At 59.7% G+C, this 26010-nt stretch carries 24 protein-coding genes and 1 tRNA gene; 8 read left to right on the top strand and 17 right to left on the bottom strand.

From position 1 onward, the window contains the following. Position 1: 1 nt before the first annotated feature. The gene (locus IEV53_RS11445) at positions 2-1288 is read left to right on the top strand and encodes a class I SAM-dependent RNA methyltransferase (protein ID WP_188426932.1); all 1287 of its coding nucleotides are present in this window, start codon (positions 2-4) and stop codon (positions 1286-1288) included. Here IEV53_RS11445 and IEV53_RS11450 read toward each other — a convergent pair. The 8 genes from IEV53_RS11450 to IEV53_RS11485 form a co-directional block, all read right to left on the bottom strand. Continuing rightward, on the bottom strand, positions 1279-1650 hold the full coding sequence (locus IEV53_RS11450; protein WP_188426934.1) for a HesB/IscA family protein: 372 nt from the start codon (positions 1648-1650) through the stop codon (positions 1279-1281). The genes IEV53_RS11445 and IEV53_RS11450 overlap by 10 nt on opposite strands. Positions 1651-1665: 15 nt before the next feature. Beyond that, positions 1666-2049, bottom strand: coding sequence for an SUF system Fe-S cluster assembly protein (locus IEV53_RS11455; protein ID WP_188426936.1), 384 nt, complete (start codon positions 2047-2049; stop codon positions 1666-1668). A gap of 17 nt (positions 2050-2066) precedes the next feature. Continuing rightward, positions 2067-3305: an aminotransferase class V-fold PLP-dependent enzyme gene (locus IEV53_RS11460; RefSeq protein ID WP_188426938.1), complete on the bottom strand. Its 1239-nt coding sequence runs from the start codon at positions 3303-3305 to the stop codon at positions 2067-2069. Next, entirely contained in the window at positions 3302-4519 is a 1218-nt protein-coding gene (gene sufD, locus IEV53_RS11465; protein ID WP_188426940.1) for a Fe-S cluster assembly protein SufD, read from the bottom strand. Before sufD ends, IEV53_RS11460 begins: the two co-directional genes overlap by 4 nt. Next, complete coding sequence (gene sufC, locus IEV53_RS11470) at positions 4516-5286, bottom strand: Fe-S cluster assembly ATPase SufC (protein WP_188426942.1); 771 nt, start codon at positions 5284-5286, stop codon at positions 4516-4518. The genes sufD and sufC overlap by 4 nt, the downstream gene beginning before the upstream one ends. An 11-nt stretch (positions 5287-5297) precedes the next feature. Continuing rightward, a complete protein-coding gene (sufB, locus tag IEV53_RS11475; protein ID WP_188426944.1) occupies positions 5298-6788 on the bottom strand; it encodes a Fe-S cluster assembly protein SufB in 1491 nt (496 codons plus the stop codon). 1 nt (position 6789) lies between these two features. Beyond that, positions 6790-7257: an SUF system Fe-S cluster assembly regulator gene (locus IEV53_RS11480; protein WP_188426946.1), complete on the bottom strand. Its 468-nt coding sequence runs from the start codon at positions 7255-7257 to the stop codon at positions 6790-6792. Positions 7258-7388: 131 nt separating this feature from the next. Next, the gene (locus IEV53_RS11485; RefSeq protein ID WP_188426947.1) at positions 7389-8720 is read right to left on the bottom strand and encodes a DUF445 domain-containing protein; all 1332 of its coding nucleotides are present in this window, start codon (positions 8718-8720) and stop codon (positions 7389-7391) included. A 239-nt stretch (positions 8721-8959) separates the two neighbouring features. Here IEV53_RS11485 and IEV53_RS11490 point away from each other — a divergent pair, with 239 nt between their 5' ends. From IEV53_RS11490 to IEV53_RS11500, 3 genes are all read left to right on the top strand, one after another. Then, positions 8960-11713, top strand: a complete 2754-nt coding sequence (locus IEV53_RS11490; RefSeq protein WP_188427098.1) for a phosphoenolpyruvate carboxylase — start codon at positions 8960-8962, stop codon at positions 11711-11713. 19 nt (positions 11714-11732) lie between these two features. After that, positions 11733-12359, top strand: a complete 627-nt coding sequence (locus IEV53_RS11495) for a hypothetical protein (protein WP_188426949.1) — start codon at positions 11733-11735, stop codon at positions 12357-12359. A 111-nt stretch (positions 12360-12470) separates the two neighbouring features. Next, positions 12471-12731, top strand: a complete 261-nt coding sequence (locus IEV53_RS11500) for a GlsB/YeaQ/YmgE family stress response membrane protein (protein ID WP_188426951.1) — start codon at positions 12471-12473, stop codon at positions 12729-12731. Between the two features lie 39 nt (positions 12732-12770). Here IEV53_RS11500 and IEV53_RS11505 read toward each other — a convergent pair whose 3' ends face one another. From IEV53_RS11505 to IEV53_RS11520, 4 genes are all read right to left on the bottom strand, one after another. Further along, positions 12771-13712: an ABC transporter substrate-binding protein gene (locus IEV53_RS11505; protein WP_188426953.1), complete on the bottom strand. Its 942-nt coding sequence runs from the start codon at positions 13710-13712 to the stop codon at positions 12771-12773. A gap of 60 nt (positions 13713-13772) precedes the next feature. After that, the gene (locus IEV53_RS11510; protein ID WP_188426955.1) at positions 13773-14792 is read right to left on the bottom strand and encodes an ABC transporter permease subunit; all 1020 of its coding nucleotides are present in this window, start codon (positions 14790-14792) and stop codon (positions 13773-13775) included. Positions 14793-14803: 11 nt separating this feature from the next. Beyond that, positions 14804-16363 (bottom strand): sugar ABC transporter ATP-binding protein, encoded by a 1560-nt coding sequence (locus IEV53_RS11515; protein WP_229719846.1) that lies wholly within the window; start codon positions 16361-16363, stop codon positions 14804-14806. Positions 16364-16551: 188 nt separating this feature from the next. Beyond that, a complete protein-coding gene (locus IEV53_RS11520) occupies positions 16552-17184 on the bottom strand; it encodes a TetR/AcrR family transcriptional regulator (RefSeq protein WP_188426957.1) in 633 nt (210 codons plus the stop codon). Positions 17185-17278: 94 nt separating this feature from the next. Here IEV53_RS11520 and IEV53_RS11525 point away from each other — a divergent pair, with 94 nt between their 5' ends. Next, positions 17279-17887 (top strand): hypothetical protein, encoded by a 609-nt coding sequence (locus IEV53_RS11525; RefSeq protein ID WP_188426958.1) that lies wholly within the window; start codon positions 17279-17281, stop codon positions 17885-17887. Positions 17888-17963: 76 nt separating this feature from the next. Here IEV53_RS11525 and fusA read toward each other — a convergent pair whose 3' ends face one another. From fusA to IEV53_RS11545, 4 genes are all read right to left on the bottom strand, one after another. Then, positions 17964-20069, bottom strand: a complete 2106-nt coding sequence (fusA, locus tag IEV53_RS11530; protein WP_188426960.1) for an elongation factor G — start codon at positions 20067-20069, stop codon at positions 17964-17966. A gap of 237 nt (positions 20070-20306) precedes the next feature. Beyond that, the gene (gene rpmB, locus IEV53_RS11535) at positions 20307-20609 is read right to left on the bottom strand and encodes a 50S ribosomal protein L28 (RefSeq protein ID WP_188426962.1); all 303 of its coding nucleotides are present in this window, start codon (positions 20607-20609) and stop codon (positions 20307-20309) included. A gap of 119 nt (positions 20610-20728) precedes the next feature. Then, positions 20729-21073, bottom strand: a complete 345-nt coding sequence (locus IEV53_RS11540) for a hypothetical protein (protein ID WP_229719847.1) — start codon at positions 21071-21073, stop codon at positions 20729-20731. A gap of 26 nt (positions 21074-21099) precedes the next feature. After that, complete coding sequence (locus IEV53_RS11545; protein ID WP_188426964.1) at positions 21100-22923, bottom strand: ABCB family ABC transporter ATP-binding protein/permease; 1824 nt, start codon at positions 22921-22923, stop codon at positions 21100-21102. Between the two features lie 89 nt (positions 22924-23012). On the opposite strand from IEV53_RS11545, the gene IEV53_RS11550 reads away from it, so the two are divergent. The 3 genes from IEV53_RS11550 to IEV53_RS11560 all read left to right on the top strand — a co-directional run bounded on the left by IEV53_RS11550 (position 23013) and on the right by IEV53_RS11560 (position 25646). Then, entirely contained in the window at positions 23013-23837 is an 825-nt protein-coding gene (locus IEV53_RS11550; protein WP_188426966.1) for an NUDIX hydrolase, read from the top strand. Then, a complete protein-coding gene (locus IEV53_RS11555) occupies positions 23834-24316 on the top strand; it encodes a DUF3574 domain-containing protein (protein WP_188426968.1) in 483 nt (160 codons plus the stop codon). The genes IEV53_RS11550 and IEV53_RS11555 overlap by 4 nt, the downstream gene beginning before the upstream one ends. Positions 24317-24545: 229 nt before the next feature. Further along, positions 24546-25646, top strand: coding sequence for an AI-2E family transporter (locus IEV53_RS11560; RefSeq protein ID WP_229719848.1), 1101 nt, complete (start codon positions 24546-24548; stop codon positions 25644-25646). Between the two features lie 214 nt (positions 25647-25860). Here IEV53_RS11560 and IEV53_RS11565 read toward each other — a convergent pair. Further along, a tRNA-Pro gene (locus IEV53_RS11565) sits at positions 25861-25934 on the bottom strand. Between the last annotated feature and the right edge of the window lie 76 nt (positions 25935-26010).

Here is a 26010-nt window from a genome sequence, read left to right on the forward strand (position 1 = left end):
GATGGCTTCCCTTATCGAAACGAAGGTTCTTTCTTTCGGCGCAAATGGTGACGGGCTTGTTCTCATTGAAGACAAGCCCGCCTACGTACCGGAAACGGTGCCGGGTGATACGCTCAAGCTGCGTTATGACGGATCACGTCATGTCGAGGTGATCGACCTGCTGTCTCCATCGCCCGACAGGGTCGCGCCTGTCTGCTCCCTGTTCGGAACCTGCGGGGGCTGTGCCATGCAGACGACGGCTCGACCGGCACTGCTGGACTGGAAGATCGGGCTTGTCCGTCATGCCCTGAATCGTGCGGGGTTCGAGACCCTCCCCCGATTCGAGTCGATGCAGGTCCCCGCAGAGAGCCGCCGTCGAATCGATCTCGCTTTCCAGCGCCAACCGGGAAAAATCATACTGGGGCTGCATCGCCGCCACGGCAATGTGGTCGATATGACAGAATGCCATGTCATCGATCCGACCCTCTTGGCCCTGCTGGACCCGCTACGCGAGGTTCTGGGCGGGTTAGGTGCGGTGACCGGTGGCGGCGATCTCCAGATCAATCTCTACAGTTCGGGGCCCGATCTGCTGATCGCAACCGATTCCGCGCTTGTGCCGACGGATCGGGTCAAGCTCGCCGCCTTCGGTCGCGAGCACAAAATTCCCCGTATCTCGTGGCGGTCCAGACGTCGCCCCAATGAGGGTTATGAAATTGTGGCCCAGCAGGGCCCGGTCTTTCATGCCTTTGGTGCGGTCAAGCTCACTCCGCCGCCCGGTGGCTTCCTGCAGGCGACCAACCAGAGCGAAACAGCCATTGCCGATGCTGTTCTTGCCGCCCTGCCTGCGCTCAATCGACGCGATCCGATTGTCGAGCTGTTTGCTGGTTTCGGCACGCTGACAGTCCCGCTGGCACAGAAGGGCCGGGTTCTGGCTTATGAAGGCCATTTCGAGGCAATCGCGGCCCTGAAATCCGGTGCGATCGGCCAGCGTATAGAAACCACGCATCGCGATCTGACACGTCAGCCGCTCATCGCGAAGGAATTCGCCAAGGCACGCGTGATCGTTCTCGACCCGCCCCATGCCGGGGCCCTGTCGCAGATGGACCATATCGCGCGTTCGGATGTGGAAGACATCATCTATGTCAGCTGCAACCCGCAGGCCCTGCAGAAAGACGCAGCCCTGTTGGCCAAGGCTGGCTATGAGGTCCTGTCGGTGTCGGTTATCGACCAGTTTCTCTGGTCTACCGAAGTCGAAGCCGTCATCAGCTTCACGAAAAGCAAGAAGAGACTTTCACGTCGTCAGACGTGAAAGCTTTCTCCACAGCCGCAACGGCCTTTTTCATTGGGATTGGTGAAGGTGAACCCTGATTCGAGGTCCTTGACCTCGTAATCCATCACCGTGCCGATCAGAAACAATGTGGCCTTGCGGTCGACAAGCAGCTTGAGCCCGTGATCGGTCACGGATTCATCGCCCGGTGAAGCGCTTTCCACAAAGCTCATGTCATAGGACATGCCCGAGCAGCCACGCGTATTGACGCCAATACGCAGGATCTGACCCTTATTGGCCCCTTCATAGAGCTGTTTCAGGCGCTTTGCCGCACGCTCGGTCATCTGCATCAGAGGGGGCAGTTCCCGCTTGACGGGTGAAGGCGCAGTCTGTGTATCGCTCATGGCTTTTCTCCCCGTTCAGAACATGTTCAGCGCAAGACGCGCATCGTCGCTCATGCGGCTCATATCCCATGGTGGATCCCAGACGATCACCACACTCGCCTTGCTGACACCGGGCAGTGCAGCCACGGCCTCACGCACCTGCTCAGGCAATTCCTGCGCGCTTGGGCAATTGGGGGCGGTGAGCGTCATCTCGATATCCACTCGACCGTCATCATGCAGATCGATCGCGTAGATCAGACCGAGCTCGTAGATATTGACCGGAATTTCGGGGTCATAAACGGTCGCAATGGCCGAAATGACGCTGTCCTCGTCGGGCACACCCGGGGCTGCACCTTCGACAGCGGCTTCTTCTGCCGGGGCACCGAGCGGTCTGGTCAGGATATGGTTTTCATCGGTCATGAGAGATCCTTCCTGTGTCAGACCAGCATCTGCCGGGCACGGGCTACGCCCTTGACCAGGGCATCGATGTCGTCGCGTGTCGTATAGACGCCAAAACTGGCCCGGGCTGTCGCAGTGAGGCCAAGACGGCGGATCAGTGGCTCAGCGCAATGCTGACCTGCGCGGATGGCAATACCCAGCCGGTCCAGCAGCACAGCCAGATCATGTGGGTGCGCTCCTTCAACGACGAAGGACACCACACCACCCTGCTCCTTCGGGGCACCCACGAGACGCACACCCTCACAGGCACCCAGTGTCTCGCGCGTATAGGCGACGAGCGCCTCTTCATGCGCAGTAATCGCCTCGGCGCCCAACTCTCCCATGAAGGAAAGCGCGGCTCCCAGACCGATCACCTCAATAATCGGCGGTGTACCCGCCTCAAATTTATGCGGTATTCTGGCCCAGGTGGATTTCTCGAAGCTCACGCTCTCGATCATCTCGCCACCACCCAGAAAAGGCGGCATCGCCTCGAGCAGTTCCGTCTTGCCCCAGAGCAGACCGATCCCTGTCGGACCGTAAAGCTTGTGCCCGGTGCAGACGAAGAAATCCGCGTCGAGATCCTGCACATCAATCGCGCGATGAACGGCCGATTGAGACCCGTCGAAAAGAATGCGGGCGCCATACCGATGGGCAAGACGCGCCAGTTCCTTCGCCGGGGTCAGCGTGCCGAGCACGTTGGACATATGCGTAATGGCAACCAGACCGACACGACCATCCTCAAGCAGGGCCTCATAGGCCGCCAGATCGAGATCGCCCTGTTCGGTAATGGGCGCGACGCGCAATTCGATACCCTGCCGGTCACGCAGCATCTGCCACGGCACAAGGTTGGAGTGATGCTCCAGCTCGGAAATCAGGACAGCCTGACCTGGCTTGAGCAAGGCTCCGTAGGAATGCGCGACGAGATTGATCGCCTCGGTGCTGTTTCGTGTGAAAATGATCTCGTGACGGTCAGGCGCTTTCAGAAAGCGCGCCGCCTGTGTACGCACCGATTCATACGCTTCCGTCGTGCGCTCGCTCATCCAATGCAGCCCGCGATGGATATTCGCATACTGGTGCTGCATGGCCTGCGCCATCGCATCGATCACGCAATCCGGCTTCTGCGCCGAAGCGGCGCTGTCCAGAAAAACGAGCGGGCGCCCATGGACGGTTTCCGAAAGGATCGGAAACCGGCTGCGCAGGGTCGCGAAACGATCGAGAACGTCGTTTGAGGTCATCATGCCTCTCTTTTCTGCCACCAGGCATCGACACGCCGGTCGAGCAACGCGTAGGCGGCCTCATCCGTCACCAGCGCCAGAGCGTCGAGAAGGAAGGCGCGCACCAGAATGGCGCGGGCTTCGGCGTGTGGAATGCCACGGGCACGAAGATAGAAAAGCTGCTCGTCATCAAGCGCGCCGACAGTGGCACCATGGCTGCATTTGACGTCGTCAGCGTAGATTTCAAGCTCTGGCTTGCTGTCGATCTGAGCTTTCTCCGAAAGGAGAAGCGCCTGATTCATCTGATAGCCATCGGTCTTCTGGGCGATGCGATCGACATAGATCTTGCCCTGGAATACGCCATGACCCGCATCCATCAGCACATTCTTCACCGTCTGGCGGGAATTGCAGTCAGGGGCGGCGTGCGTAATCACCGAGGTCAGATCAGCGTGCTGCGAACCAGCCAGAAGCTGGGCCGCGTTGACATGCACGATGGCATGCTTGCCACCCAGATGAGCCAGAACCTCGTGACGCGAGAGCTTTGCCCCCAGCGTGAGGGTGAAGCTGTCATAGGTGCCATGCTCGGCAATCCGGGCATTGACCAAAGCGAGATTGGTTGCTTCCAGACTGTCCTGCTGCACGCGCAGATGGGTCAGATGGGCCTTTTCCGCCACCGAAACCGTCAGGCTCGGATTGGCGAGATACGCCCCCTCACCCGACTGGATATCGAGCAGTGTCAGTTTCGCGCCGGTATCCAGCGTGATCTGATGCGCAAGATGCGTGGAGACTTGGTCACCATTAGTGACGAGGGATACGAGCGCGATCTGGCCAGCATCGACATCGGCAGCCACACGCAGGGCAATGCCCTGCTGCTGTATAGCATTATTGAGCACGCTGAGCGGACGATCAGCCAGAAGCGGAACGGACAGATCCGTAACTTCAACCGTATCCGGCAGGCTGGTCAGAGCAGCGATCGCAACACCGTTGACGAAAACAATGCGATGCCCCTCGAGCGCTTCGGGCGCGAGACGGGCAAGAAGCGCCCTGGCTTCATCGACCGACACGGCATCCGGTGCGGCAAACCCGGTCTTGTCCAGATCGCGCAGCGGCGTGTAGCGCCAGGCTTCAAGGCGACGCTGCGGCAGCCCCTGAAGCTCGAGGAGGATGCGTGCTTCGCCCTGATGTGCCCGCGAAAGAAAGGACTCGATCGCGGGAGAAATGGCGGTTGCGCCGCTCATGCCACCGCCTCGAGATATTGCTGATAGCCCTGCGCCTCAAGCGCCAACGCCACTTCGCCACCACCGCTATGGATGATCTTGCCCTTGGCCATGACATGCACGCGGTCAGGCTTGATGTAGTCAAGCAGGCGCTGGTGATGGGTGATGATCAGCGCAGAGAAGTCGGGACCGCGCAGGCTGTTCACGCCTTCTGCGACGATACGCAGGGCATCGATATCGAGACCGCTATCCGTCTCGTCGAGAATAGCGAATTTCGGACGCAGCATGCGCATCTGCAGCACTTCATTGCGCTTCTTCTCACCGCCCGAGAAGCCGACATTGACGTTACGCTTGAGCATCTCGTCAGACATGTGCAGGTGCTTCGTCTCGGCACGAACGGCCTTGAGGAAGCCCACCGCATCAAGCTCGTCTTCCTTGCGGGCGCGACGCACCGCATTGACGGCTGTACGCAGGAAGTTGGCGTTATTCACCCCCGGTAGCTCGATCGGCGCCTGGAAAGCGAGAAACACGCCAAGAGCTGCGCGCTCTTCCGGCTCGAGCGCCAGAAGGTCTTCGCCAAGAAACTCGGCGCTGCCGCCTGTCACTTCATAGTCTTCACGACCGGCCAGCACATAGGAGAGCGTTGACTTGCCCGAACCGTTAGGACCCATGATGGCATGGATCTGGCCCTTGGGCACTTCGAGGTCGAGACCGCGCAGAATCTCCTTCGGGGTTCCGTTATCGTCAATCTGCGCACAGAGACCGGAAATTTTCAGAAAATCATTCATGATGCGGCTCTTTACCCGACGCTACCTTCAAGACTGAGTTGCAGGAGCTTCTGAGCTTCCACTGCAAACTCCATGGGGAGTTCCTTCAGGACATCCTTGCAGAACCCGTTGACGATGAGACCCACGGCATCTTCTTCCGACAGGCCACGTGACCGGCAATAGAAAAGCTGGTCTTCAGAAATCTTCGAGGTGGTCGCTTCATGCTCGACGCGCGCGGTCATGTTGCGGTTCTCGATATAGGGCACGGTATGCGCACCGCACTGATCGCCGATCAGCAGGCTGTCGCATTGCGTGAAGTTACGTGCGCCACGAGCCTTGGGCATCATGCGCACCAGACCGCGATATGTGCTGTCTGAATGACCCGCAGAAATGGTCTTGGCGATGATGGTCGAGCGCGTGTTGGGTGCCAGATGGATCATCTTCGTACCCGTATCGGCCTGCTGACGGTTATTGGTCACGGCGACAGAATAGAATTCACCGACCGATCCCTCTCCTGCGAGAATGCAGGACGGATATTTCCATGTAATGGCAGACCCGGTCTCGACCTGGGTCCAGGAGATCTTGGCATTGCGACCACGGCAGGCGCCGCGCTTGGTCACGAAGTTATAGATGCCGCCTTTGCCATTCTCGTCACCCGGATACCAGTTCTGGACCGTGGAATACTTGATCTTGGCGTCGTTCATGGCCACCAGCTCGACGACCGCAGCATGAAGCTGGTTCTCGTCGCGCATCGGCGCAGTACAGCCTTCGAGATAGGATACCGTCGCGCGATCTTCGCAGATGATCAGCGTGCGCTCGAACTGCCCGGTATTACGCGCATTGATGCGGAAATAGGTCGACAGCTCCATCGGGCATTTCACACCTTCTGGCACATAGACGAACGAGCCATCGGTAAAGACTGCCGAATTGAGCGCTGCAAAGAAATTATCGCTTACCGGCACCACGGAGCCGAGATAGCGCTTCACCAGCTCGGGATGCTCGCGAATGGCGTCGGAAATCGGGCAGAAGATAACGCCCGCCTCTTCCAGCGTCTTGCGGAAGGTGGTCACAACCGACACGGAGTCAAACACGGCATCAACGGCTACCGGCAGGCGCGCTTCCTGCTCGCCTGCACCTTCGACACCGGCCAGAATGGCCTGTTCATGCAGCGGAATACCGAGCTTTTCGTAGGTGCGCAGCAGCTCCGGATCGACTTCTTCAAGCGATTTCGGGCCGGGCTTGCTTTTCGGCTCGGCGAAATAGAAGGCGTCCTGATAGTCGATGGCCGGATATTCAGGCTTCTGCCAGCTCGGCTCTTCCATCGACTGCCAGGCACGGAAAGCCTGCAGACGCCAGTCGAGCATCCACTCGGGCTCCTGCTTGCGCGCGGAAATGAACCGTATGGTCTCTTCGCTCAACCCTTTAGGCGCGAACTCCATCTCGATATCGGTCTCGAAACCCCATTTATAGGTCGATTGACCGAGCGTTTCGACGGCTTCACGGGTTTCCGTTACAGCTGGCATCTCATCCCTCCCTGGCAGGATGGTGATCATGAGCGACGCAGCGCGACGCAGGCGCGAAACCGCCTGTCAGATGCGCACGGCTCATATCGTCAAGATTGATGGATTCGAGTGTCGAGCGAATGGCCTTGTTCACCATATCCCACTGACCCGATGACAGGGCGCAAAGCGATTTCGCCTCACATACACGCCCCTCGACACAGGCAGTCAGCGCGATCGGTCCATCGACCGAGGTAATGACAGCAGCAATCGAAATCTCGGAGAGGGCACGAGCGAGACGATAGCCGCCCCTCGCGCCACGATGCGAGGCCACGAGGCCATCGGCAGCCAGACCCTTGAGCAGTTTCGCAACGGTCGGCTCCGGCACGCCAGTCGCCCCCGCAAGCGCGGTGGCTGTCATGAGCGTGTCCTGTTGGCCAAGCTGCACGAGCAGAACCGTTGCGTAATCAGCGAGTTTCGATAACCTGAGCATTGTGCTCCCTCGATCAGTCCCGCATGGACAGAAATTAAAGACCTAAATGGTGCTATTTTTAGTAGCAGATGCGCGCTGAGGGTCTCTGCGTCAACCCTTTTCGGCCCTTGTTACAAAGAGAAAAACTTTGCCTAGCCGAGATGGCCGAAGCAGAGCCGCATCAGCATGTCCAGAACCGCGCCCACCACAAAACCGACCAGCGTGCCATTGATGCGAATGTATTGCAGATCACGCCCGACGCGCTGCTCCAGCCTTGCCGAGAGCTCTGACGGGTCCCACCGCTCCATCACCGAAGCGATATAACTGGCAAGCTTGTCACGCAGAGAAGGCAGGATGCGCGAAAGTGTCGTCTTGAGCGTCTGCTCCAGACGGGCGCGCATGGCGGGATCGTGGTCGAGCTGATCGGCCAGGCTGAGCAGGGCAGCCTCGATCACGCTGCGGCTCCAGCCGTCATCACTGGCCAGATCGGCCTCTGCGAGCCCTCTGAAACGCTGCCAGATTTCCGACCACCAGAGCTTGAGGCTGTCATGCCCGAGATAGCCTGACATCGCATCGCCAAAGCGTGCGCGGCGCTCGGGGTCCTGCTCGAGCCGGTCAATCTCCTGCCGGATCCAGCCGGTAAAGCCCTCACGCAGCTCCGAATCCTGCGGATCGACACGGTCCAGTTCGAGATAGAGCGCCGTGATCACGCGATTGGCTACTGACGGCCCTATGGCCCAGCCGATCATGCGCCCGCCCTGCTCGCGCACACGCTCTTCAATGAAGCTGCGCAAGGTCGCTTCGCGCTTCTGCACCCCCCCCTTGAAGCGTTCGAGCAGGGCCGAAAGCACTTCCTGATGCAGCTCGTTGTCAACCAATGCCCTGAGGGCTCGTGTCACGACCTTGATGGAGGCTTCGCCACGAGCCAGCACCGGCAGGGCCTTGCCTATGGCGGCCGAGGCGCGCCCGTCTTCAAGCCTGTCGAGCATGTCCGGCACACTGCGCCGAAGGGCTGACGCCGTTGCATTGGCTGTGCGCGGCTGGCGCAGGAGATTGGCGAGAATGCGCGCCACATCCGCCGAAGCGAGGGCGCGGCTGGCGTCTTCCTCTGTAAAGAACTGGGTCGAAACGAAACGTCCGAGGGCCCGCGCCAGACGCGGCTGCTGACGGGGCAGAACGGCCGTGTGCGGAATCGGCAGACCGAGCGGATGCCGGAACAAAGCTGTCACGGCAAACCAGTCCGCAATGCCGCCAACAACCCCTGCCCGCGCGCCCGAGCGCAGCACTTCAAGCAGGAAATGATCCTTCACCAGCCCCATTGCAGGCAGGCCGGCAGAAAGCACCATGACGCCGCCCATCGAGACGAGCAGCCCACCAGCAAGACGACGTGAGGCTTTCAGCCCGGCAAGCGCTTCCGCCTCCGTGGTGCCGCTCTCTGCCTGACGCTCAGTGCCGGGGGAATTATCGGAATTCGGATGCTGCATTTTCAACCGATTATCATCACTCGGATAAAAAGTCCTGCACCTCCCGCGATCCTCCATTGCCATCATGTCTTTGGCATGGAAAACCAAACGCAGTCCGTGACCTGAATTCAAGCGAGAGTGCCTTGTCCAATACCGCGCCGCATCACGCCCCTGACGGAACGCCCGCCCAGAAGGCGGACCAGAAACCTGCCGCCATCGCCAGTGAGGGCGCCGTTTTTGCCGAACGTCTGACAGGCGAGATGCAGGCGCTTCAGGATCGCGCCGCGCATGAGCGCCACGCACCGGACCCGATCGAAACATTATCGAGCCAGATCGGTGACGAACTGATCGACGGCAATCTCTCGGTTGCGACCCTTGAGAACACCGTGCGCGTGCTGCGCGACGGCAATCTCAAGCAACGTGCTGCGCGGCTGCGCAGCTATGTCGGCCTGAAAGGTGAGGCACCACCCGAGGAGCGCCTCGACGAGGCCGCACGCAAGACGGTCGAAAGCTGCGACACGGTCGAAGGGCTGATTGCCAAGCTTTCCCGCCCCGGCTTTGCAGCCGTCTTTACCGCGCACCCGACCTTCGCTCTGGCCGATAATGTCTATCGCCACATCGTCGAGATGGCGACTGACCCCAGCCACAAGCTGCCCGAACTGAAGTCGCACCGTCGCGAGGGCGCCCCTACCCTCGCCCATGAGCAGAATCTGGCGCTTACCGCCATCCTGCGCGGGCGCGATGCGCTCGATATCTTCAATGCGTCCATCCTGAAACACGCTGCCGCGCGCTGGCCCGAGCAGGAGGCCGCTCTCGCTTCATTCGATATCAGAACGCTCATTCTGGCGACCTGGGTCGGGTTCGACACAGATGGCCGCAGCGACATCCACTGGTGGGACACGCTGCGCATTCGCCTTGCGCTCAAGCGCACACAGCTCGAACGCCTGCGCACGCAGCTCGAATCCCTGCTGCCGCAATGCTCGCAACTCGTCGCCCGTATCGATGTCGCGCTGGGTGCGGTGAAGGAGCAGGAAGCCGCCTGCCCCGACCAGCAGCATCATGACGCCGTCGCTATCGCCGATTTTGCCCGGACTCTGGTGAGCCGACGCGAAGCCGCGCTCAGTTCAGCCGAGATACTGGCACCGCTTTTCGACGAGGCGCTCGCGCTGGTCGAAGGCCCGAAGCGCGCAGCCCTGCTGACAGCCCGCTCGGGCTTCATGGCACACGGCCTGGGTGCAGCCCATATCCATACCCGCCTGAACGCGACCCAGATTTACAACGTGGTGCGTCATCGTCTCGGCATTGAAGACGATCCCACCATTCCGTCGCGCCGCCGCCTCGTTCTGTCGCAGATCAACGAGGCCCTAGAATCGCTCAAGGCGCCCATTCCCGTCGATTTCGGCGCACTGATGATTGAGCAGTCTTCGGCTGGTCGTCTGATGATGACCATGGCGCAGATCCTCAAGCATATCGATTGTGGCACACCGATCCGCTTCCTGATTGCCGAGACCGAGAGTGGCTATACGCTGCTCGCGACACTCTGGCTGGCGCGTCTGCTGGGTATTCGTGACGACCAGATCCAGATTTCGCCGCTTTTCGAAACGCAGAGCGCTCTCGAACACGGCGAGATCATTCTCGAGGAAGCGTTCCGCTCGCCGCACTGGCGCGACTACATCCGCAATAATGGCCGTCTCTGCCTGCAATTCGGCTATTCGGATTCGGGACGCTATATCGGCCAGCTTGCCGCGACCAATCTGGTCGAGCGCCTGCGCCTGCGTACGCTGTCGCTCATGCAGAAACACGGCATGAAGGATATCGAACTCGTTCTGTTCGACACCCATGGCGAGAGCATCGGCCGCGGCGCCCATCCCTTCAGCCTGTCGGACCGTCTCAGCTATTTCTCGCCGGACCATACCCGCGGTCTTTTCGCCAAGGCTGGCATCAGCCTACGTGAGGAAGCGGCCTTTCAGGGCGGCGATGGCTACACGCTGTTCGGTACCGCACCGCTTGCCGCCTCGACAATTGCGACCCTCGCAGAGCATCTGACCCGTCCGCTTTCAACCGCGCGCGACCCGATCTATGACGAGCCGGATTTCTCATCCGACTTCTTCTCGACCATCGCACTCGACATGAGCAGCCTGGTTGAAGATCCCGGCTATGCAGGGCTGCTCGGGGCGTTCGGTCCGGCACTCATCGATAAATCAGGCTCGCGTCCCTCGGCCCGTCAGGGCGATGGCATCAGCGTGACGCGGATCACCCATCCGAGCCAGCTGCGTGCCATCCCGAACAACGCCATTCTCGAACAACTCGGCTGGTGGACGAATGTGCTTCAGGGCTTCGGCACGGCAGCCTCGCGCCACCCCGAAACCTTCGAGAAACTGGCCCGCAGCAGCCGACGCTTCGGCCTTGCGCTGGATTTTGCCCGACAGGCAGCGGCGCATTCCGATATCGGTGCCCTGCGCGGTATCGTGCGCCTTCTCGACCCCGGCACCTGGCTCGACCGTGCGGCTTCTGCCCGCAACGAAGAGCAGCGCAGCCAGCATCTCGTTCTGGCGAGCGGACTGGAAGAGCTGGAATTCTGGCGCAGCCTGCCTGCGATGTTCCGACGCATCCAGGCCGATCACATCGCGCTCGAATCAGTCTGGAGCCACACCCTCAAGATGAGTGCGCAGGAGCGTACGCTTCACGCGATCCGTCATGCCGTCATCGGCCAGATCTGGATTCTGGCCACGCGCATCCCCTATTTCAGCCCGCGCAATGACATCAACCGCGAGACGCTGCTCAAGCTCGTGCTGCAACTCGAGATTCCGGCTGTGCTCAAGCGTCTGTCGGAAATCTTCCCGCAATCGGCCGGGATGGTTACCGATCTCGACTTCCATGAGCCCAGCGGGCCGCGTGACGATCATGGCTTCACGCGCGAGCACGAAGAAATCTTCGCGCCGATGGCGCGTCTTTTTGCCGTTCTGCGTGAAATCAGCGTAGCGGTCATGCATGCCAATGGCTCGTTCGGCTGAAACAAGGAGCACGGGACAGATGAAAATAGTCAGAACGGCCTCTTCCCTGTTCCTGTGCAGTCTCCTTGCCATGATGGTGCAGCCCGCCCCTGCGCGGGCTGCAACAGTGCCTGCGCTACAGCCCTTTTCTCTAGTTGATGGTGAGACACGGCTTGCGCTCAGCGGTGCGTTTGACCCGCAACGTTTATGGGCGGTGGCACCAGGCACGTCGTTTTCGGTAATCAAGACATGGCGCGAGAACAACAATGCCTGGAGCTACCACTTCGCCATCGTGCTCCTGCAAGCTCCGGACGGCAAAACGAGACTGATCGGTTTCGATCCGCTCCCCGTAGGCAAGGACAAGGCGCTGCGCGATCATCTCGTCGATACGCCTCACACCGGCGAGGATGCGTTGCTCTCCTTTGCTTTCGCCCAGTCGACTGATCCTCATGATCCGGGGCTGTTTCTGGTCGAGGCTCTGAGACATCAGGACGGCCCTGTGCCCGACCCTGCCCCGGCAAGTCTCTATTATTTCCGGCTCGTGGCTTCTGATGGCGAGCCTGGCTGGACACCGCTCTATTTTCGCTATGAAAAGACGGTCGATCTCCCGGGACAGTTTCTCTCTTCGGATGACGCGCTCGAAAAAGCGTTCCCCCACAAGCCGTAAGAGGCCCTCAAGAGGCGATTCTCGCGGGAACTCTCGCAGACGTGGACCGGTCTTCCCCCTCATGCTAGTCACAGGAATGTGACTACCTGCCTTCAGGCATGAGGAGATGACATGCATCTGATCTGGACATTGATCGTCGGTTTTTTCGTTGGGTTGATCGCCAAGTTTCTGATGCCCGGACGCGATCCGGGTGGCTTCATCATCACGATCTTTCTGGGCATTGCGGGCGCCCTGCTCGCGGGCTGGATCGGGCAGAAGCTTCATTTCTATCATGAAGGTCAGCCTGCCGGCTTCGTCGCCTCGGTTTTTGGCGCCATGATCCTGCTTCTGGTCTATCGGCTTTTCGCCAGCAACAATAACAGCCAGAACTGAAAAAACTCCCCGGCCTTTGGGCCGGGGAGAAAGCGGGTCTTATTCGCCAGTCCAGCCCTTGTAGCTGCCGACATTGTCACGCGTGATGAGGGTCGGCGCCATCAGACGTACCGTGCCCTTTGCCACTTTGCCATCCTTGATGGCCTGCCCCATTGCAATGCCATCCTTCCCCATCTGGTAAGGGTCCTGACTGGCAGAGGCGACGATTGACGATTTCGGATCCTTGAGAGACGAAACGATATCGGGGGCACCGTCGACAGAAGTAACCGTAATGCCCTGCCGACGCGCCTGACGAATGGCCAGGTCGCCTCCGATCGCCTCGGGGTCGTTGATCGCGAACACGCCTTTCAAATTCGGAAAGCGCACAAGAAAGCCCTGCATGACCTTGAAACCAAGGTCACGCTCTGCGCCCCCGTTCTGATCGTCGCTGACGATCTTGATGCCGGGATAGCCCGACAGGACCTCCTTGCACCCCTTCACGCGGTCGATGATCGACGACACCTGCGGGCCGTTTTCGATAGCCACCTCACCCTTGCCGTCCAGCTTTTTGGCAAGATACTCGCAGGAGATGCGTCCTGCCGCCACGTTGTCGGTCTGGACGGTTCCGTCCACTCCGGCTGACCCCACGTCAACGGCGATGACGGTCGCTCCCGATTTCTGCACACGCTTGATGGCCGGCATGACGGCCTGCGGGTCCACACCGTTGAGCAGGATCAGATTGACGCCTGACGCGACAAAACTGTCCATCTGGGAGAATTGCTTGTTGAGGTCATAATCGGCCGACAGGGCATTGATGCTTGCACTGGGCGCCGTCGTCTTGAGCTGCGTCGTCGCTCCTTTGACGAGGGCCACGAAATACGGGTTACCGAGCGAACCGACCGATACACCGACGGCGCTGATCCCTTCGGCGCGCGCAGCAGGCGCAGCCAGAGTGGTCGAGAGAGCGAGCATACCGAGGAGGATTTTGGAACGAGTGATCATCTTGAAACATCCGGAACGGAAGAAAAACAAACTCGAAGGATAAAGGGCTGCAACGCGAAATCAGGTGCGCGCCGCAGGAGCGCGGAACCGGTCGAGAGCGACCGCCACGATGATGACGAGTCCCTTGACGATGAACTGCCAGATATCGGACACGCCAATCAGGATGAGGCCATTCGTGAGAACAGCGATCAAAAGGGCACCGACTAGAGTCCCCCAGATCGTACCGACACCACCGACAAAGGACGTTCCGCCGAGAATGACGGCAGCGATGGCATCCAGCTCGTATGACTGGCCAAGCTGCAGCCCGTTCGCTGCATAGAGCCGTGCCGATGACATGACGGCACCAAGACCCGCCAGCAGGCCCGCTGCGGCGTATACGAACATCAACACAAGACCGACGCGAATACCGGCCAGACGGGCAGCAGAGGGATTGCCGCCAATGGCGTAGATGTGCACGCCCAAAACGGTGCGACGTAGAATGAACCAGCTCACCACCACGACAGCGAGGGCGATGACTGCCAGCCAAGGAATGGTGAAGCTCGACGTCACCGCAATGCCGTCATTGCCGATCCAGGCAAAGGACAGGTCAGGATTGAAGATGGTCCGGTCATTACCCATCAGACGGGCCAGACCGCGCACAGCGGTGAGCGTTCCAAGCGTCACGATGAAGGGCGGAATTTTCACTCCGGCAATCAGGGCGCCGTTGAATGCGCCGATCAGCAATCCTGCGCCGAGGCAGGCCGGCACGGCGAGCCACGCCAGATGAGGAGAGAGCGAGGTAATCAGCCCACACATGGCCGCGAAAGCCAGGGTTGAGCCTACAGACAGATCGATACCGCCAGTGAGAATCACAAAGGTCATGCCGGAAGCAAGGACCGTATTGATCGATGCCTGCTGGGCGATGATCGAAAGATTTTGCCCCGAGAGAAAACGATGCCCGCCCAGAAAATGAAAGCCGAGGGCGAGCAGAATCAGAACAGGCAACATGCCAGCTGTCTGAAGAATGCTGCGGGTTGTTGCGCGCGCGTTGAGCTGGGCGGCGGGAGTAGCCGCAACCGCCGGATTGAGAGTGGTGCTCATTGAGAGATTTCCTAGGCGGCGAGTGAGGAAACGGGGGCAAGACCAACAGCAAGAGACATGATGGCCTCCTGGGTGATGGCGTCGCCCGTGAGTTCGCCCGTGAGATGACCTTCGCGCATGACCAGCACGCGATCGCTCACGCCGATGATCTCGGCCATTTCGCTCGATATGACGATGATCCCCAGCCCCTGAGCTGCCAGATCGTTGATAATACGATAGATTTCTGTCTTCGCGCCGATATCGACACCGCGCGTCGGCTCATCGAGGATCAGCACCCTCGGCCCGGTTTCGAGCAGGCGCCCGAGAAGGACCTTCTGCTGATTGCCACCAGAGAGGCCGCCGACATTGGTCAGCATGTTCTGCGCCTTGATGCGCAATGCGGCGAAGGACCCGGTCGCACGCGTCCGGCCCTTGCCCTGGTCGAGCACGCCAAGCCGCGAATCACGCTCCACAACACCGAGATTGATGTTGCCGCTGCAGGACATGTCCAGGAACAGCCCGAGCGATTTGCGATCTTCGGTCAGATAGGCAATGCCCGCAGCCAGCGCATCACGCGGCGAGCGGATGTCGACCTTGCGTGAGTCGAGCGTGATTGTTCCTGCAACCTTGGGATCGGCACCGAAGATCAACCGCGCCAGTTCAGTGCGGCCTGCGCCCACCAGTCCGGCTATACCCAGCACTTCGCCAGGGCGCAGGTCGAAGCTGATGGGTTGCACGCGCCGGCCGTCGCTCAGCCCCTCGACCTGCAGGATCGGCGCGGCGTCATGACGGATATGATTGCCATCCTTTTCGTAAAAGCTCGACAGGTCGCGACCGACCATCAGGCTGACGATCCGGCCGGAAGAAAGCTCATGCTTTTCCAGCGTGCCGACATGGGCTCCGTCGCGCAGGACGGAGACACGATCGGCGAGTTCGTCGATCTCGTCCATGCGGTGGCTGATATAGATCAGAGCGAGCCCTTTGGCGCGTAACTGCCTGATGAGCGCAAACAGACGGTCCGTTTCGCGCGCAGACAGCGCGGTCGTCGGTTCGTCGAGCACCAGAATGCGCGCATCGCGATGCAGCGCACGGGCGATCTCGACCAGTTGCTGCTCGGCGACCGACATGGAAGAGAGCCTGTCTTCCGGGCCGAAGGGAGCCCCGAGCTCCTTGAGCAGCCCGCGACATGCCTCATTCATGGCGGCGCGATCGATCATGCCACCTTTGCGAATCTCCGAACCCAGATGGATATTCTCGGCGACGGTAAGATTGGGGGCGAGCGCCAGTTCCTGATAGATGATCCCGATGCCCAGAGCGCGCGCCGAGGCCGGGTTGGTGATCTTTGCGACTTCACCGGCAATACGGATCTCGCCGCCCGGATCGGCGCTGTAGGCACCTGACAGAATTTTCATGAGGGTGGACTTGCCAGCCCCGTTCTCTCCCATCAGGGCCAGAATCTCACCGCCATAGGCGTTGAGCGAGACATCCTTGAGAACCTTGATCCCGGAAAATGTCTTAGAAATACCCGCCACATGCAGGAGCGGAGCCCCGCTTTCCTGCGTTTCCAATGTGGTCTGTTGGGCGAATGCCATGGGACCAGCCTCCCGATTTGAGCCTGAAGCAGCGGGGGTTTTACCCAGTGGGGTCCCTCTGCCGAAAAGGAGAGAAGCAGAGTTCTGATTAATTTTATATAATGTTTTTGCAATATTTTGGTTAGTAACCGGAATGTGAACGTTAAACGTCGTTCATGTTTCTCTCGAAAACGTCACCCTGCTCTCAGTCACCCGGCTGCCTCGAGCGCGGCCTGCAGAAATCCCGTCAGGGACGCAGATTCCGCGCCCTTCAGAAGCGGTCCAAGCATGCCATCAATCGCAAGAACGGCGAGACCATGGACACGTCCCCAAAGCCCCGCCATGCGCGCTGCCTGAGCGCCTCCCGGCACTTCATGGCCAGACAGGAGTCGCAAAGCCTCAAAAGCTCGTCCGGCAGCTGCCGCAAGGTCTGCCCGGTCATGATCGAGCAAGGCGTTGCGAAACATGAGTTGGAAAAGGTCAGGGTTCGCAAGCGCAAAGGCGATATAGGCATTTCCTACCGCCTGAGCCGCCGTAGGGTACTGCCTCCCCCCTGAGGATTCTCTTTGAGCGCTAAGTTCGGCTGGGGGGAAATTTTCCCTTGCGCGGGTCAGGGCATCGGCAAGTTCGTCATATCCCCGCGCCGCCAGAGCCGATCTCAGGCCCGACAGCGTACCAAAATGAGGCACAGCCGCCGTCGCCGAGACACCCGCCCGTCGCGTCACGCCGCGCAGGGAGAGCGCCTCCAATCCCCCCTCCTCAAGCAGGTCACGCGCCGCCTGCAAGAGCGCATTGGCCAGGTCGCCGTGATGATAAGGCGTCGCATCAGTTCTCACATCCATCTCCCCTCTCATCAAACTTTACAATGAAAAGTTTCGCTTGACGAGGCGGGAATAGGCGTTCTTTACATCGTAAAGATTCATGAGGATTCCCGGTATGTGTGCTACTCGCCCCCTATTTGACAGACTGCAAAACCTGCGCGTTCTCGCCGGAGAGCTGGGAGGGCTGGTCCTTGTCTGGCTAGGCGAGGCCACCGGGCTGCAAAGCTACGCCCTCCCCGCGACACTTGCCCTGATCAGCCTCGATGCTGTCAGCCGATGGCGGATGCATGTCGGATTTCCGACAATCTGGTTCGTCCTCAATGCCATGGCGCTCAGCTTCGGCGCCCTGAGTCTCATTGTCACGGGACGGCTTTCACCTGAAGAATTCGGCGCTCTCTGTGCCTTCCTTCTTGCGCTTGTTTTCCTGATCGGCAGTCTGACCCGTGTGTCGCTCATTCAGGCGCTTGCCGAGCAGAGAGAGGGCTCAGGCTTCGGAAGTGAGACACCTTTTCTGGATCATTTCTTTCGCCTCTATACGCGCATATGGGCGGGGTTCTTTCTGATCAGGGGGATTTATCTGCTCTATCTGGACACGCATCCGCATGACGCCCTCACGGCCGGGATCGTGCTTAAAACAAGCCTGATCGGGATGATCCTGCTCAGCTTCAGGGGCAAAACGCTTTACCGTCGCTACGCTGCCTTACGGAGAGCGCGCACCGTTTGAATATGACGCCCGCTGAAACGAAAAAAGCCGCCCCGAAGGGCGGCTTTCTCGTAACCAGAGGCTGAAATCCGAAGGATCAGGCGCTCTTTGCCATGATTTCGTCGGCCACGTTGCGCGGCACCGGATCATAGTGATGGAACTGCATCGTGAACGACGCGCGGCCCTTGGTGGCCGAACGCAGATGCGAGATGTAGCCGAACATTTCCTTCAGCGGCACCTGAGCGCGGATCATGACGGTCGAACCGGCTGTTTCCTGGCTCTGGATAATGCCACGACGACGGTTAAGGTCGCCCACCACGTCACCGACGTGGTCGTTCGGGGTCGTGATTTCGACGTCCATGATCGGCTCAAGGATCACGGGGCCGGCATTTTTCATGCCTTCACGGAAGCAGGCCTTGGCGGCGATTTCGAAGGCGAGAGCCGACGAGTCGACGTCATGGTACTTGCCGTCGAGCAGCGTGAACTTGAAGTCCACCGTCGGGAAGCCAGCCAGCACGCCCGTCGAGGACTGCATGCGGATGCCCTTTTCGACAGCCGGGATGTATTCCTTCGGAACCGTACCGCCGACGACCTTGTTCTCGAAGCTGATGCCTTCGTTACGCTCGACCGGGGTGAACTCGATCTTGACTTCAGCGTACTGACCCGAACCACCAGACTGCTTCTTGTGGGTGTAGGTCTCGATATGCGGACGCGAGATCGTCTCACGATAAGCAACCTGAGGCGCACCGACATTGGCTTCCACGCCGTATTCACGACGCAGACGGTCCACGATGATGTCCAGATGCAGCTCGCCCATGCCGGACAGGATGGTCTGACCCGTTTCCTGGTCGGTCTTGAGCTGCAGCGAGGGATCTTCAGCGGCCAGCTTCTGCAGGGCCAGCGTCATCTTCTCGACGGCATCCTTGGTCTTCGGCTCGACCGAGATGTCAATCACCGGAACCGGGAACTGCATGCGCTCCAGAACAACCGGATCAGCAGCGTCGGCCAGGGTGTCACCCGTCTGGGTGTCCTTCAGACCCACGAAAGCCGCGATATCGCCAGCACCGACCTGCTTGACTTCCTCACGCTTGTCAGCGTGCATCTGGAACATGCGGCCAACGCGTTCCTTGTGGCCCTTGGTCGTGTTCAGCACGGTGTCGCCCGACTTCAGAACGCCGCGATAGACGCGCACGAAGGTCAGGGTGCCGTACTTGTCCGAAATGATCTTGAACGCGAGACCGGCGAACTTGCCATCGGGATCGACCGGCACGATCGGCAGGAAGTTCTCGTCAACCTCTTCGCCTTCCGGCGGCGCGATACGGATGCCTTCGACTTCGTCAGGAGCCGGCAGGTAATCGATAACGGCATCGAGGAGCGGCTGAACGCCCTTGTTCTTGAAGGCCGTGCCGCACAGGACGGGGCGGAACACGCCGGAGATGGCGCCCTTCTTGATGCACTTCTTGAGCGTTGCAACATCGACATCGCCCTTCTCGAAGTATTCTTCGATAGCGGCTTCATCAACGCTCAGCGCGGTGTCCAGAAGGTTCTGGCGGGCTTCAGCTGCCTTTTCCTTCAGGTCATCGGGGATCTCGGCATAGTGGAACTTCGCGCCCAGCTCGCCGCCTTCCCAGATGATGGCGCGCATTTCGACCAGGTCGACCACGCCAACGAAATTTTCTTCAATGCCGATCGGCAGCTGAAGCGGAATAGCGACGATGTCGAGCTTTTCCTTCAGCGTGTCGAACGCGCGATAGAAATCGGCGCCGGTACGATCGAGCTTGTTGATGAAGATGACGCGCGGCACGTTGTAGCGGTCAGCAAGACGCCAGTTGGTTTCTGACTGCGGCTGAACACCGGCAACGCCTTCGATGATGAAGATGGCGCCGTCGAGCACGCGCAGCGAGCGGTTCACTTCAATGTTGAAGTCGATATGGCCCGGGGTGTCGATGATGTTGATGCGGTGGTTTTCCCACTCGCAGGTCACGGCTGCCGAGGTAATCGTGATGCCACGCTCACGTTCCTGCGCCATGTAGTCGGTGGTCGTATTGCCATCATGCACTTCGCCGATGCGATGCGACACGCCGGTGTAGTACAGAATACGCTCGGTCGTCGTGGTCTTGCCGGCATCGATATGCGCGGTAATACCGATATTGCGGATCTTCGAGAGAGCCGATTTGGCTTCTGCGACGCTGCTTTCGGACACGGGATACCTCCAGAATGCGATTAAAGGTGCTTCAGGCCGCCCCGAAACACCTTTTGCCGTGGCCGTCACAGATCGACGCAATTTTCGGAATAGTCCGGTAAAGACGTCGAAGCCGGATCGACCAAGTCGGACCTTGTGATCGAGTGGCTGAATGAAACAACCCGATCACGTTTTCAAGGCCAATTTTGTTGTTGCCTGCCTTTTAGGGCCATAAGCCGGAGGCAGGCGCCATCAGACTCAGGCGGTCTGAACAGCCTTGCTTTCCTGAGCGCGCAGAATGCGACGCTTGATAACCTGAGCTTCGACCGGGAGCTTACGGTTCGGCGTGCTGATCAGGAACGAGTCCAGACCACCGTTGTGCTCAACCGTGCGGATGCCCTGGGTGGACAGACGCAGACGAACGCCCGTGCCGAGAATGTCGGAGAGCAGGGTGATTTCCTGCAGGTTCGGCAGGAAGCGACGACGGGTCTTGTTGTTGGCGTGGCTGACGTTGTTGCCCGTCAGCACACCCTTGCCCGTGATTTGGCAGCGGCGTGACATGGACTTGATCCTCGGTAGTAATATGTTCGCCGAGACCAGTCCCGGCATACGACGATGCGTTAAGGCGCGGCTTATGACGGAGCCCCCCGCTCCCGTCAAGCCGAAAGCGTCGCAAACTGTCATTCGCCGTCGGAAAACGCATCCGCGCAGATCAGTTCACCCGATCTCACGCTGTCTATGGCCGTCTGGAGCATGCGCACCATGGTCTCGGCATCGGTTGTCCGTGCCAGCACACCCAGTGAGCCGCCCAGCAGTGCAGAGGCGATGAGTTCAGAGGGCAGATTCTGTTCGACCAGATAGCTGATTGCCTTGTCGATCACCACGCCGCATTTGAGCAGCTCTTCCGGGATTTCGACGGCATCGGGTTCGTTCGAGAGCTCATGCGCGGCCTGTTCACGAATTTCCGCTTCGACGGCCTGGTCGGGATGAAAATCGCGAGCGATTTCTTCAGCCTGTTTCGTCATGGTCTCTCTCCTGTCGTGACGGAATGTCATGGCCCAACACGTAGGACGCCCTCATCAGGAAAACCAGATACCGGGTCGGATTGATTGGTCACCATTGCGAAATACATGCCCCTCGCGGCCATGAGGGTCTCATGTTTTCCCTGCTCGACGATACGCCCTGCCTCAATCACCAGAATCAGATCGGCATGACGGATGGTAGACAGACGATGCGCTATGGCTATCGTGGTCTGGCGGGCGGTGACCTGACGCAAGGCCTCCATCAGACGTTGCTCCGTCCCGGTATCAAGCGCACTCGTCGCTTCATCAAGCAGCAATAGGCGAGGCTTGCGCAGGATGATGCGCGCCAGGGCGATACGCTGGCGCTCCCCCCCGGACAGCTTCAACCCGCGTTCTCCCACCAGCGTGTCGTAGCCCTTCTTCAGCCCCTCAATGAAACCGTCGATCTGTGCGAGACGCGCTGCCTCTTCGATCTCGTCCTGTGTCGCGTCGAGACGGCCGTAAGCGATGTTATAGCCAATCGTGTCGTTGAAGAGCTGCGTATCCTGCGGCACGACACCGATCAGCCTGTGCAGCTCTGCAGGTGAAATGGTGGAAAGGTCTCTTCCATCCAGCAGAATACGCCCCGAGGCCGGCGCATAGGCGCCAAGAGTCAGTCTCGCGATGGTCGATTTACCCGCCCCGGTCGGACCGACAAGCGCGATCGTCTCACCGGGAGCCACGCTGAAAGACAGATGATGTAGGATCTCACGCCCGTCATAGTCGAAGCTCACCCCGTCGAAATCGAGCGCGGCTGGCGTTGAGATCTCCGGCACCCCGGTTGGCGTCTGCGGCTTGAGATGACCCGCGCGCGGTGGCTCATCCATCAGTTCGGTCAGATTTTCCAGATCGACACAAGCGTTGCGCCAGCCAGCATAGACGATATTGAGCGAAATGATCGCCTGATAGAGCGTGCGCAGATAGGTGCCGATCATGACGAATGCGGCGACGTCAAGCTTTCCGGCCGCCAGATCGTGCGCAGCCATAAAGAAGATGATGAGCGTTGCCACAGCGATCATGGCGTTCTGACTGACGGAAGAGAGTCCCGCCACGAATGTCATGCGCAGACTGGCCTTCTCCTGCGCGAGACGAGCCGTTTCGTAACGCGAGAATTCATGCTGTTCGTTGGCGAAATGTCGAACCGCCTCAAAATTCAGCAGGGAGTCGAGCAGGAAATGCTGGGCCTTGCCATTGGCGTCATTGCGTTGTCGGCGTGCCCGGACCCGCTGGCGGACGAACCATTGCGCCAGAGCGATATAAGAAAGCAGCGCAATCACAATGACGCAGGCATAGCGCCCACCGAGAAAGGAGAAGACGACCGCAATTGTCAGCCCCGTATCGAGAATCGCTGGCAGGATATTGAAAAGAGCAAGACGCAGCAGCGTATCGGCCGCCTCTGATCCGCGCTCAATGGCACGGGTCAGCGATCCTGTCTGACGGTCGCGATGAAAACGGTAGGGCAGGTCAAGCAGGTGACGAAAAGCCTCCTGCGCCGTCAGCGCCTGGAGCCTCTGGCCTACGGGCTGATAAACCAGCTCCTGCAAGGCGGAGAATGCGCTGCGAAAGAAGATCAGCCCCGCATAGGAGAGAATGAGCGCAACCGGCACGACAATTCTGAGGTCGGGCGATGAGAAATGCGCGACAAGCCGACTGAAAAGATAGGGTGTCCCAAGAAGACAAAGACGCTCTGCAAGAAGGAGCACGAGCGTTGCCCCGATGCCGAGCCGGAAATAACGGATGTCATGAGACAGAACCAGTCGCCAGGCACGCGCAAGGCTGGTTACGGCAAAAGGCAGAGTGCGGGGGAAGATCATGACCTCAACCTGAGGCGGCAGAGGGCGTTTTGCAATCGCGACGCGATGCGCGATATCGTCGTGTCCCTGACAGGAGAGTAACGCTTTTCATGCATGACGACAGCCTCGCCCCGTTTCTCGCCCATATACGGAACTGCAAGACCGCCATCCTGCCCGGCCCTCGCCGTGAAGTTCTGGCTGGCGATGACTCTTTCGGTCTCGCTGACCCACGTCTTTTCGAGGCACTGACGGCGCTCGGCTATGCTGATGGCCCCGTGTTCCGCCTGCCGGACGGAGCCGCTCTGCAACCGCTTGGTGAGGCTCTGGCTGCACAGAGGCTCTATCGCCCCCATAACGAATTATTCGATGTTTTCGACAAGAGCGGCATCGTCATAGGCCAGATCGATCGCGGCGCCCTGCCACTCCTGGGCTGCACTGCGGCAGGTGTGCATCTCAACGGGCTGGTCGAGAGGCCTGAAGGGGTCTTCCTGTGGATGGGTCACCGGGCGAACAACAAGAGACTCGACCCTGGCAAGCTCGACCATCTGGCTGCCGGGGGTATCTGCACCGGGCTTTCACCGCTGCAGGCCCTCATCAAGGAAGCCGGCGAGGAAGCCGCCATTCCTCCTGACCTCGCGGCACAGGCCCAGCCGGTCGCCACACTGCGCTATGCCATGACACGGCCGGAGGGCCTGCGTCAGGACACGTTGTTCTGCTACGATCTGACCCTCCCTCCGGATTTCGAGCCTCAGCCTGTCGATGGCGAGGTCGCTTTTTTCGAGCTCATGCCGATCGAAAAAGTATTGGAAATTGTGCGCGACACGAACGACGTCAAATTCAACGTAAATCTGGTGTTGATCGATCTGTTCCTGCGTCGTGGCCTTTTTTCGGCTGCAGACAGCGCGCGCCTGCGTCAGGCGCTCGACGGGGCATGAGATCATCCAGAACTGCGGGCGCCCCCGCATTACGCTCTCTAGCCTTGCTCGCGCTTGGCGGTACGTTGCTTGCCGGAATGTCAGGCTGTGCCGAGGTTCCGCATCCCCCGGGGGTAATGATGACGGCGTCAGATTTCTGCACCGGCACTCGCGGGCATCCAGCCACGTTCATCACGCTTGCCTTCGGCCTCTCTATACCGGGTGGAGGAGCTGTCTCTGCAGAGCAGTGGGCCGATTTCCTTGCTCGTGTCGTCACCCCGCGTTTTCCCGCCGGTTTCTCGGTTATCGAGGCGCAGGGCCAATGGCAGAACGGCACGGCTGCGCCTGTCATTCGGGAGAAGTCACGACTGGTCTGGATCGCTGCACCAGAATCGCGCGAGCCTGACTCAAAACTCGATGCTATTCGCGACGCCTACAAGAAACAGTTCAACCAAGTTTCGGTCGCCGCGTTCACGCAGCAGGGCTGCGCCTCTTTCTGATCTATGGACTTTGCAGCCCGGACGTTGCGATAGTGTCGCATCGCCGTAACGTGTAAGAAATGAGTCAAACCGCCCTGAGAAGATCGGGGTTCACCAGCAATAGCGGCCATGTCGACGCCCCACGAGCTTCTGGCGCGTGACACAGTGCCCGAGGAACATGATGACGGACCAGACCCCCACCCCTCCCAAGGGCCTAGGCAAGATTTCCGGAAAGGGCCAGGAACGGGACGTGGAAGACGAATTCCCGGATGAAAGTACGCTACCCGGTTCTCCGGTCGGGCGTGCCCAGCGGCGATCGCGGGGGTTGCTTGGCTTTTTCTTCATCGCGCTCGCCCTCTTTACGCTCAAGAATTTCCTGCCCGCTCTGCTCTGGGGCTGCGTTTTCGCCATTGCATCCTGGCCGCTTTACCAGCGCACCGAAAAGAAATTCGGTCGTACAGAGTGGCTGCCCATGCTTTTCACGGCCGGTATCGCCCTCATCTTTCTCATTCCGCTCAGCCTTGTGGGCTTCAAGGCAGCAGAGGAAGCCCAGAGTGCGCTGCACTGGATTGACGAGGTGCGCCACACCGGCATCCCCATGCCCGACTGGCTGAACGACCTTCCTTTCGAACGCGCCCAGGTGGCCCGCTGGTGGCAGAATAATCTGGTCAACCCGGAACATCTCAACCGGCTGTTTCACTCCTTCGATGCAGGCCATGGCATGGCTGTGACGCGTCAGGTCACGACCCAGGTTGCCAAGCGCGCCACGCTGTTTCTTTTCTCCATCCTCACCCTCTTTTTCCTGCTGCGCGACGGTGCTGACATCATCCATCGGGTGCTGGTCGTCTCCAACCGTACCTTCGGCAAGCGTGGCGAGAAGCTGGCCCGCCAGATGATTTCCTCGGTTCACGGCACAGTGGCAGGGCTTGTTCTGGTCGGTCTCGGCGAGGGTCTCGTCATGGGCGTGGCCTATGTGCTGACCGACACCCCCCAGCCGCTGCTCTTTGCCATGCTGACCGGCGTTGCGGCCATGATCCCTTTTCTGGGACTTCCTACGGTCGTTCTTGCGGCTCTGCTAATCCTGATCCAGGGCAAGATGATCTCAGCCATTGTCGTCGTCGTTCTGGGCGCGATTGTCATTTTCGTCGCCGATCACTTCATCCGCCCTGCCCTCATCGGCGGCAGTACGCAAATGCCCTTCCTCTGGGTGCTTCTGGGCATTCTGGCGGGCGTCGAGACATGGGGGCTTCTTGGCCTGTTCCTCGGCCCGGCAATCATGGCGGCAGTGCATCTGCTCTGGCGCATCTGGAGCGCTGACTCAGAGCAGGAACTGCTTGAAGAAGGCGGCTGAAAAGACGCTGGCACCAGATATCGTGCCCCTTTAGCGGGACCAGGCTTATCCAGCCCCCTTCCCGGGGGCTTTTTCATATCTGCCGGGATATCTGAATAAGGCCAGGCGGCTCTTGAGACAGAAAAACCACACAAAAAACCCGCCACGGCTGGATGCCGAGGCGGGATCATTGCTTCTCGATCTCGAAAGAGAAAATTACCGCAGGACGAAGATATCGGGCAGGCGGGATTCGAACCCACGACCCCCAGTCCCCCAGACTGATGCGCTACCAGGCTGCGCTACTGCCCGTCAGTCCTGCGGTAGAGGCCATTTAGCAGTGGAAAGCAGATCCCGCAAGCGCCTCCGCGAAGGTTTTTTCAATCAC

It is taken from the genome of Asaia siamensis (genome assembly GCF_014635085.1).
Classification (GTDB): Bacteria; Pseudomonadota; Alphaproteobacteria; order Acetobacterales; family Acetobacteraceae; genus Asaia; species Asaia siamensis.

What these genes read in the sequence shown, in the direction of transcription:
- IEV53_RS11495 (WP_188426949.1), top strand. Translation starts at nt 11,733, where the DNA reads ATGAAAATAGTCAGAACGGCCTCTTCCCTGTTCCTGTGCAGTCTCCTT.
- IEV53_RS11490 (WP_188427098.1), top strand. Translation starts at nt 8,960, where the DNA reads ATGCAGGCGCTTCAGGATCGCGCCGCGCATGAGCGCCACGCACCGGAC.
- IEV53_RS11445 (WP_188426932.1), top strand. Translation starts at nt 2, where the DNA reads ATGGCTTCCCTTATCGAAACGAAGGTTCTTTCTTTCGGCGCAAATGGT.
- IEV53_RS11480 (WP_188426946.1), bottom strand. Translation starts at nt 7,257, where the DNA reads ATGCTCAGGTTATCGAAACTCGCTGATTACGCAACGGTTCTGCTCGTG.
- sufD (WP_188426940.1), bottom strand. Translation starts at nt 4,519, where the DNA reads ATGAGCGGCGCAACCGCCATTTCTCCCGCGATCGAGTCCTTTCTTTCG.
- rpmB (WP_188426962.1), bottom strand. Translation starts at nt 20,609, where the DNA reads ATGTCACGCCGCTGCCAAATCACGGGCAAGGGTGTGCTGACGGGCAAC.
- IEV53_RS11460 (WP_188426938.1), bottom strand. Translation starts at nt 3,305, where the DNA reads ATGATGACCTCAAACGACGTTCTCGATCGTTTCGCGACCCTGCGCAGC.
- IEV53_RS11455 (WP_188426936.1), bottom strand. Translation starts at nt 2,049, where the DNA reads ATGACCGATGAAAACCATATCCTGACCAGACCGCTCGGTGCCCCGGCA.
- IEV53_RS11545 (WP_188426964.1), bottom strand. Translation starts at nt 22,923, where the DNA reads ATGATCTTCCCCCGCACTCTGCCTTTTGCCGTAACCAGCCTTGCGCGT.
- IEV53_RS11525 (WP_188426958.1), top strand. Translation starts at nt 17,279, where the DNA reads ATGTGTGCTACTCGCCCCCTATTTGACAGACTGCAAAACCTGCGCGTT.
- IEV53_RS11505 (WP_188426953.1), bottom strand. Translation starts at nt 13,712, where the DNA reads ATGATCACTCGTTCCAAAATCCTCCTCGGTATGCTCGCTCTCTCGACC.
- IEV53_RS11520 (WP_188426957.1), bottom strand. Translation starts at nt 17,184, where the DNA reads ATGGATGTGAGAACTGATGCGACGCCTTATCATCACGGCGACCTGGCC.
- IEV53_RS11550 (WP_188426966.1), top strand. Translation starts at nt 23,013, where the DNA reads ATGCATGACGACAGCCTCGCCCCGTTTCTCGCCCATATACGGAACTGC.
- IEV53_RS11500 (WP_188426951.1), top strand. Translation starts at nt 12,471, where the DNA reads ATGCATCTGATCTGGACATTGATCGTCGGTTTTTTCGTTGGGTTGATC.
- IEV53_RS11485 (WP_188426947.1), bottom strand. Translation starts at nt 8,720, where the DNA reads ATGCAGCATCCGAATTCCGATAATTCCCCCGGCACTGAGCGTCAGGCA.
- IEV53_RS11450 (WP_188426934.1), bottom strand. Translation starts at nt 1,650, where the DNA reads ATGAGCGATACACAGACTGCGCCTTCACCCGTCAAGCGGGAACTGCCC.
- IEV53_RS11510 (WP_188426955.1), bottom strand. Translation starts at nt 14,792, where the DNA reads ATGAGCACCACTCTCAATCCGGCGGTTGCGGCTACTCCCGCCGCCCAG.
- IEV53_RS11515 (WP_229719846.1), bottom strand. Translation starts at nt 16,363, where the DNA reads ATGGCATTCGCCCAACAGACCACATTGGAAACGCAGGAAAGCGGGGCT.
- IEV53_RS11540 (WP_229719847.1), bottom strand. Translation starts at nt 21,073, where the DNA reads ATGACGAAACAGGCTGAAGAAATCGCTCGCGATTTTCATCCCGACCAG.
- IEV53_RS11555 (WP_188426968.1), top strand. Translation starts at nt 23,834, where the DNA reads ATGAGATCATCCAGAACTGCGGGCGCCCCCGCATTACGCTCTCTAGCC.
- sufC (WP_188426942.1), bottom strand. Translation starts at nt 5,286, where the DNA reads ATGAATGATTTTCTGAAAATTTCCGGTCTCTGTGCGCAGATTGACGAT.
- sufB (WP_188426944.1), bottom strand. Translation starts at nt 6,788, where the DNA reads ATGCCAGCTGTAACGGAAACCCGTGAAGCCGTCGAAACGCTCGGTCAA.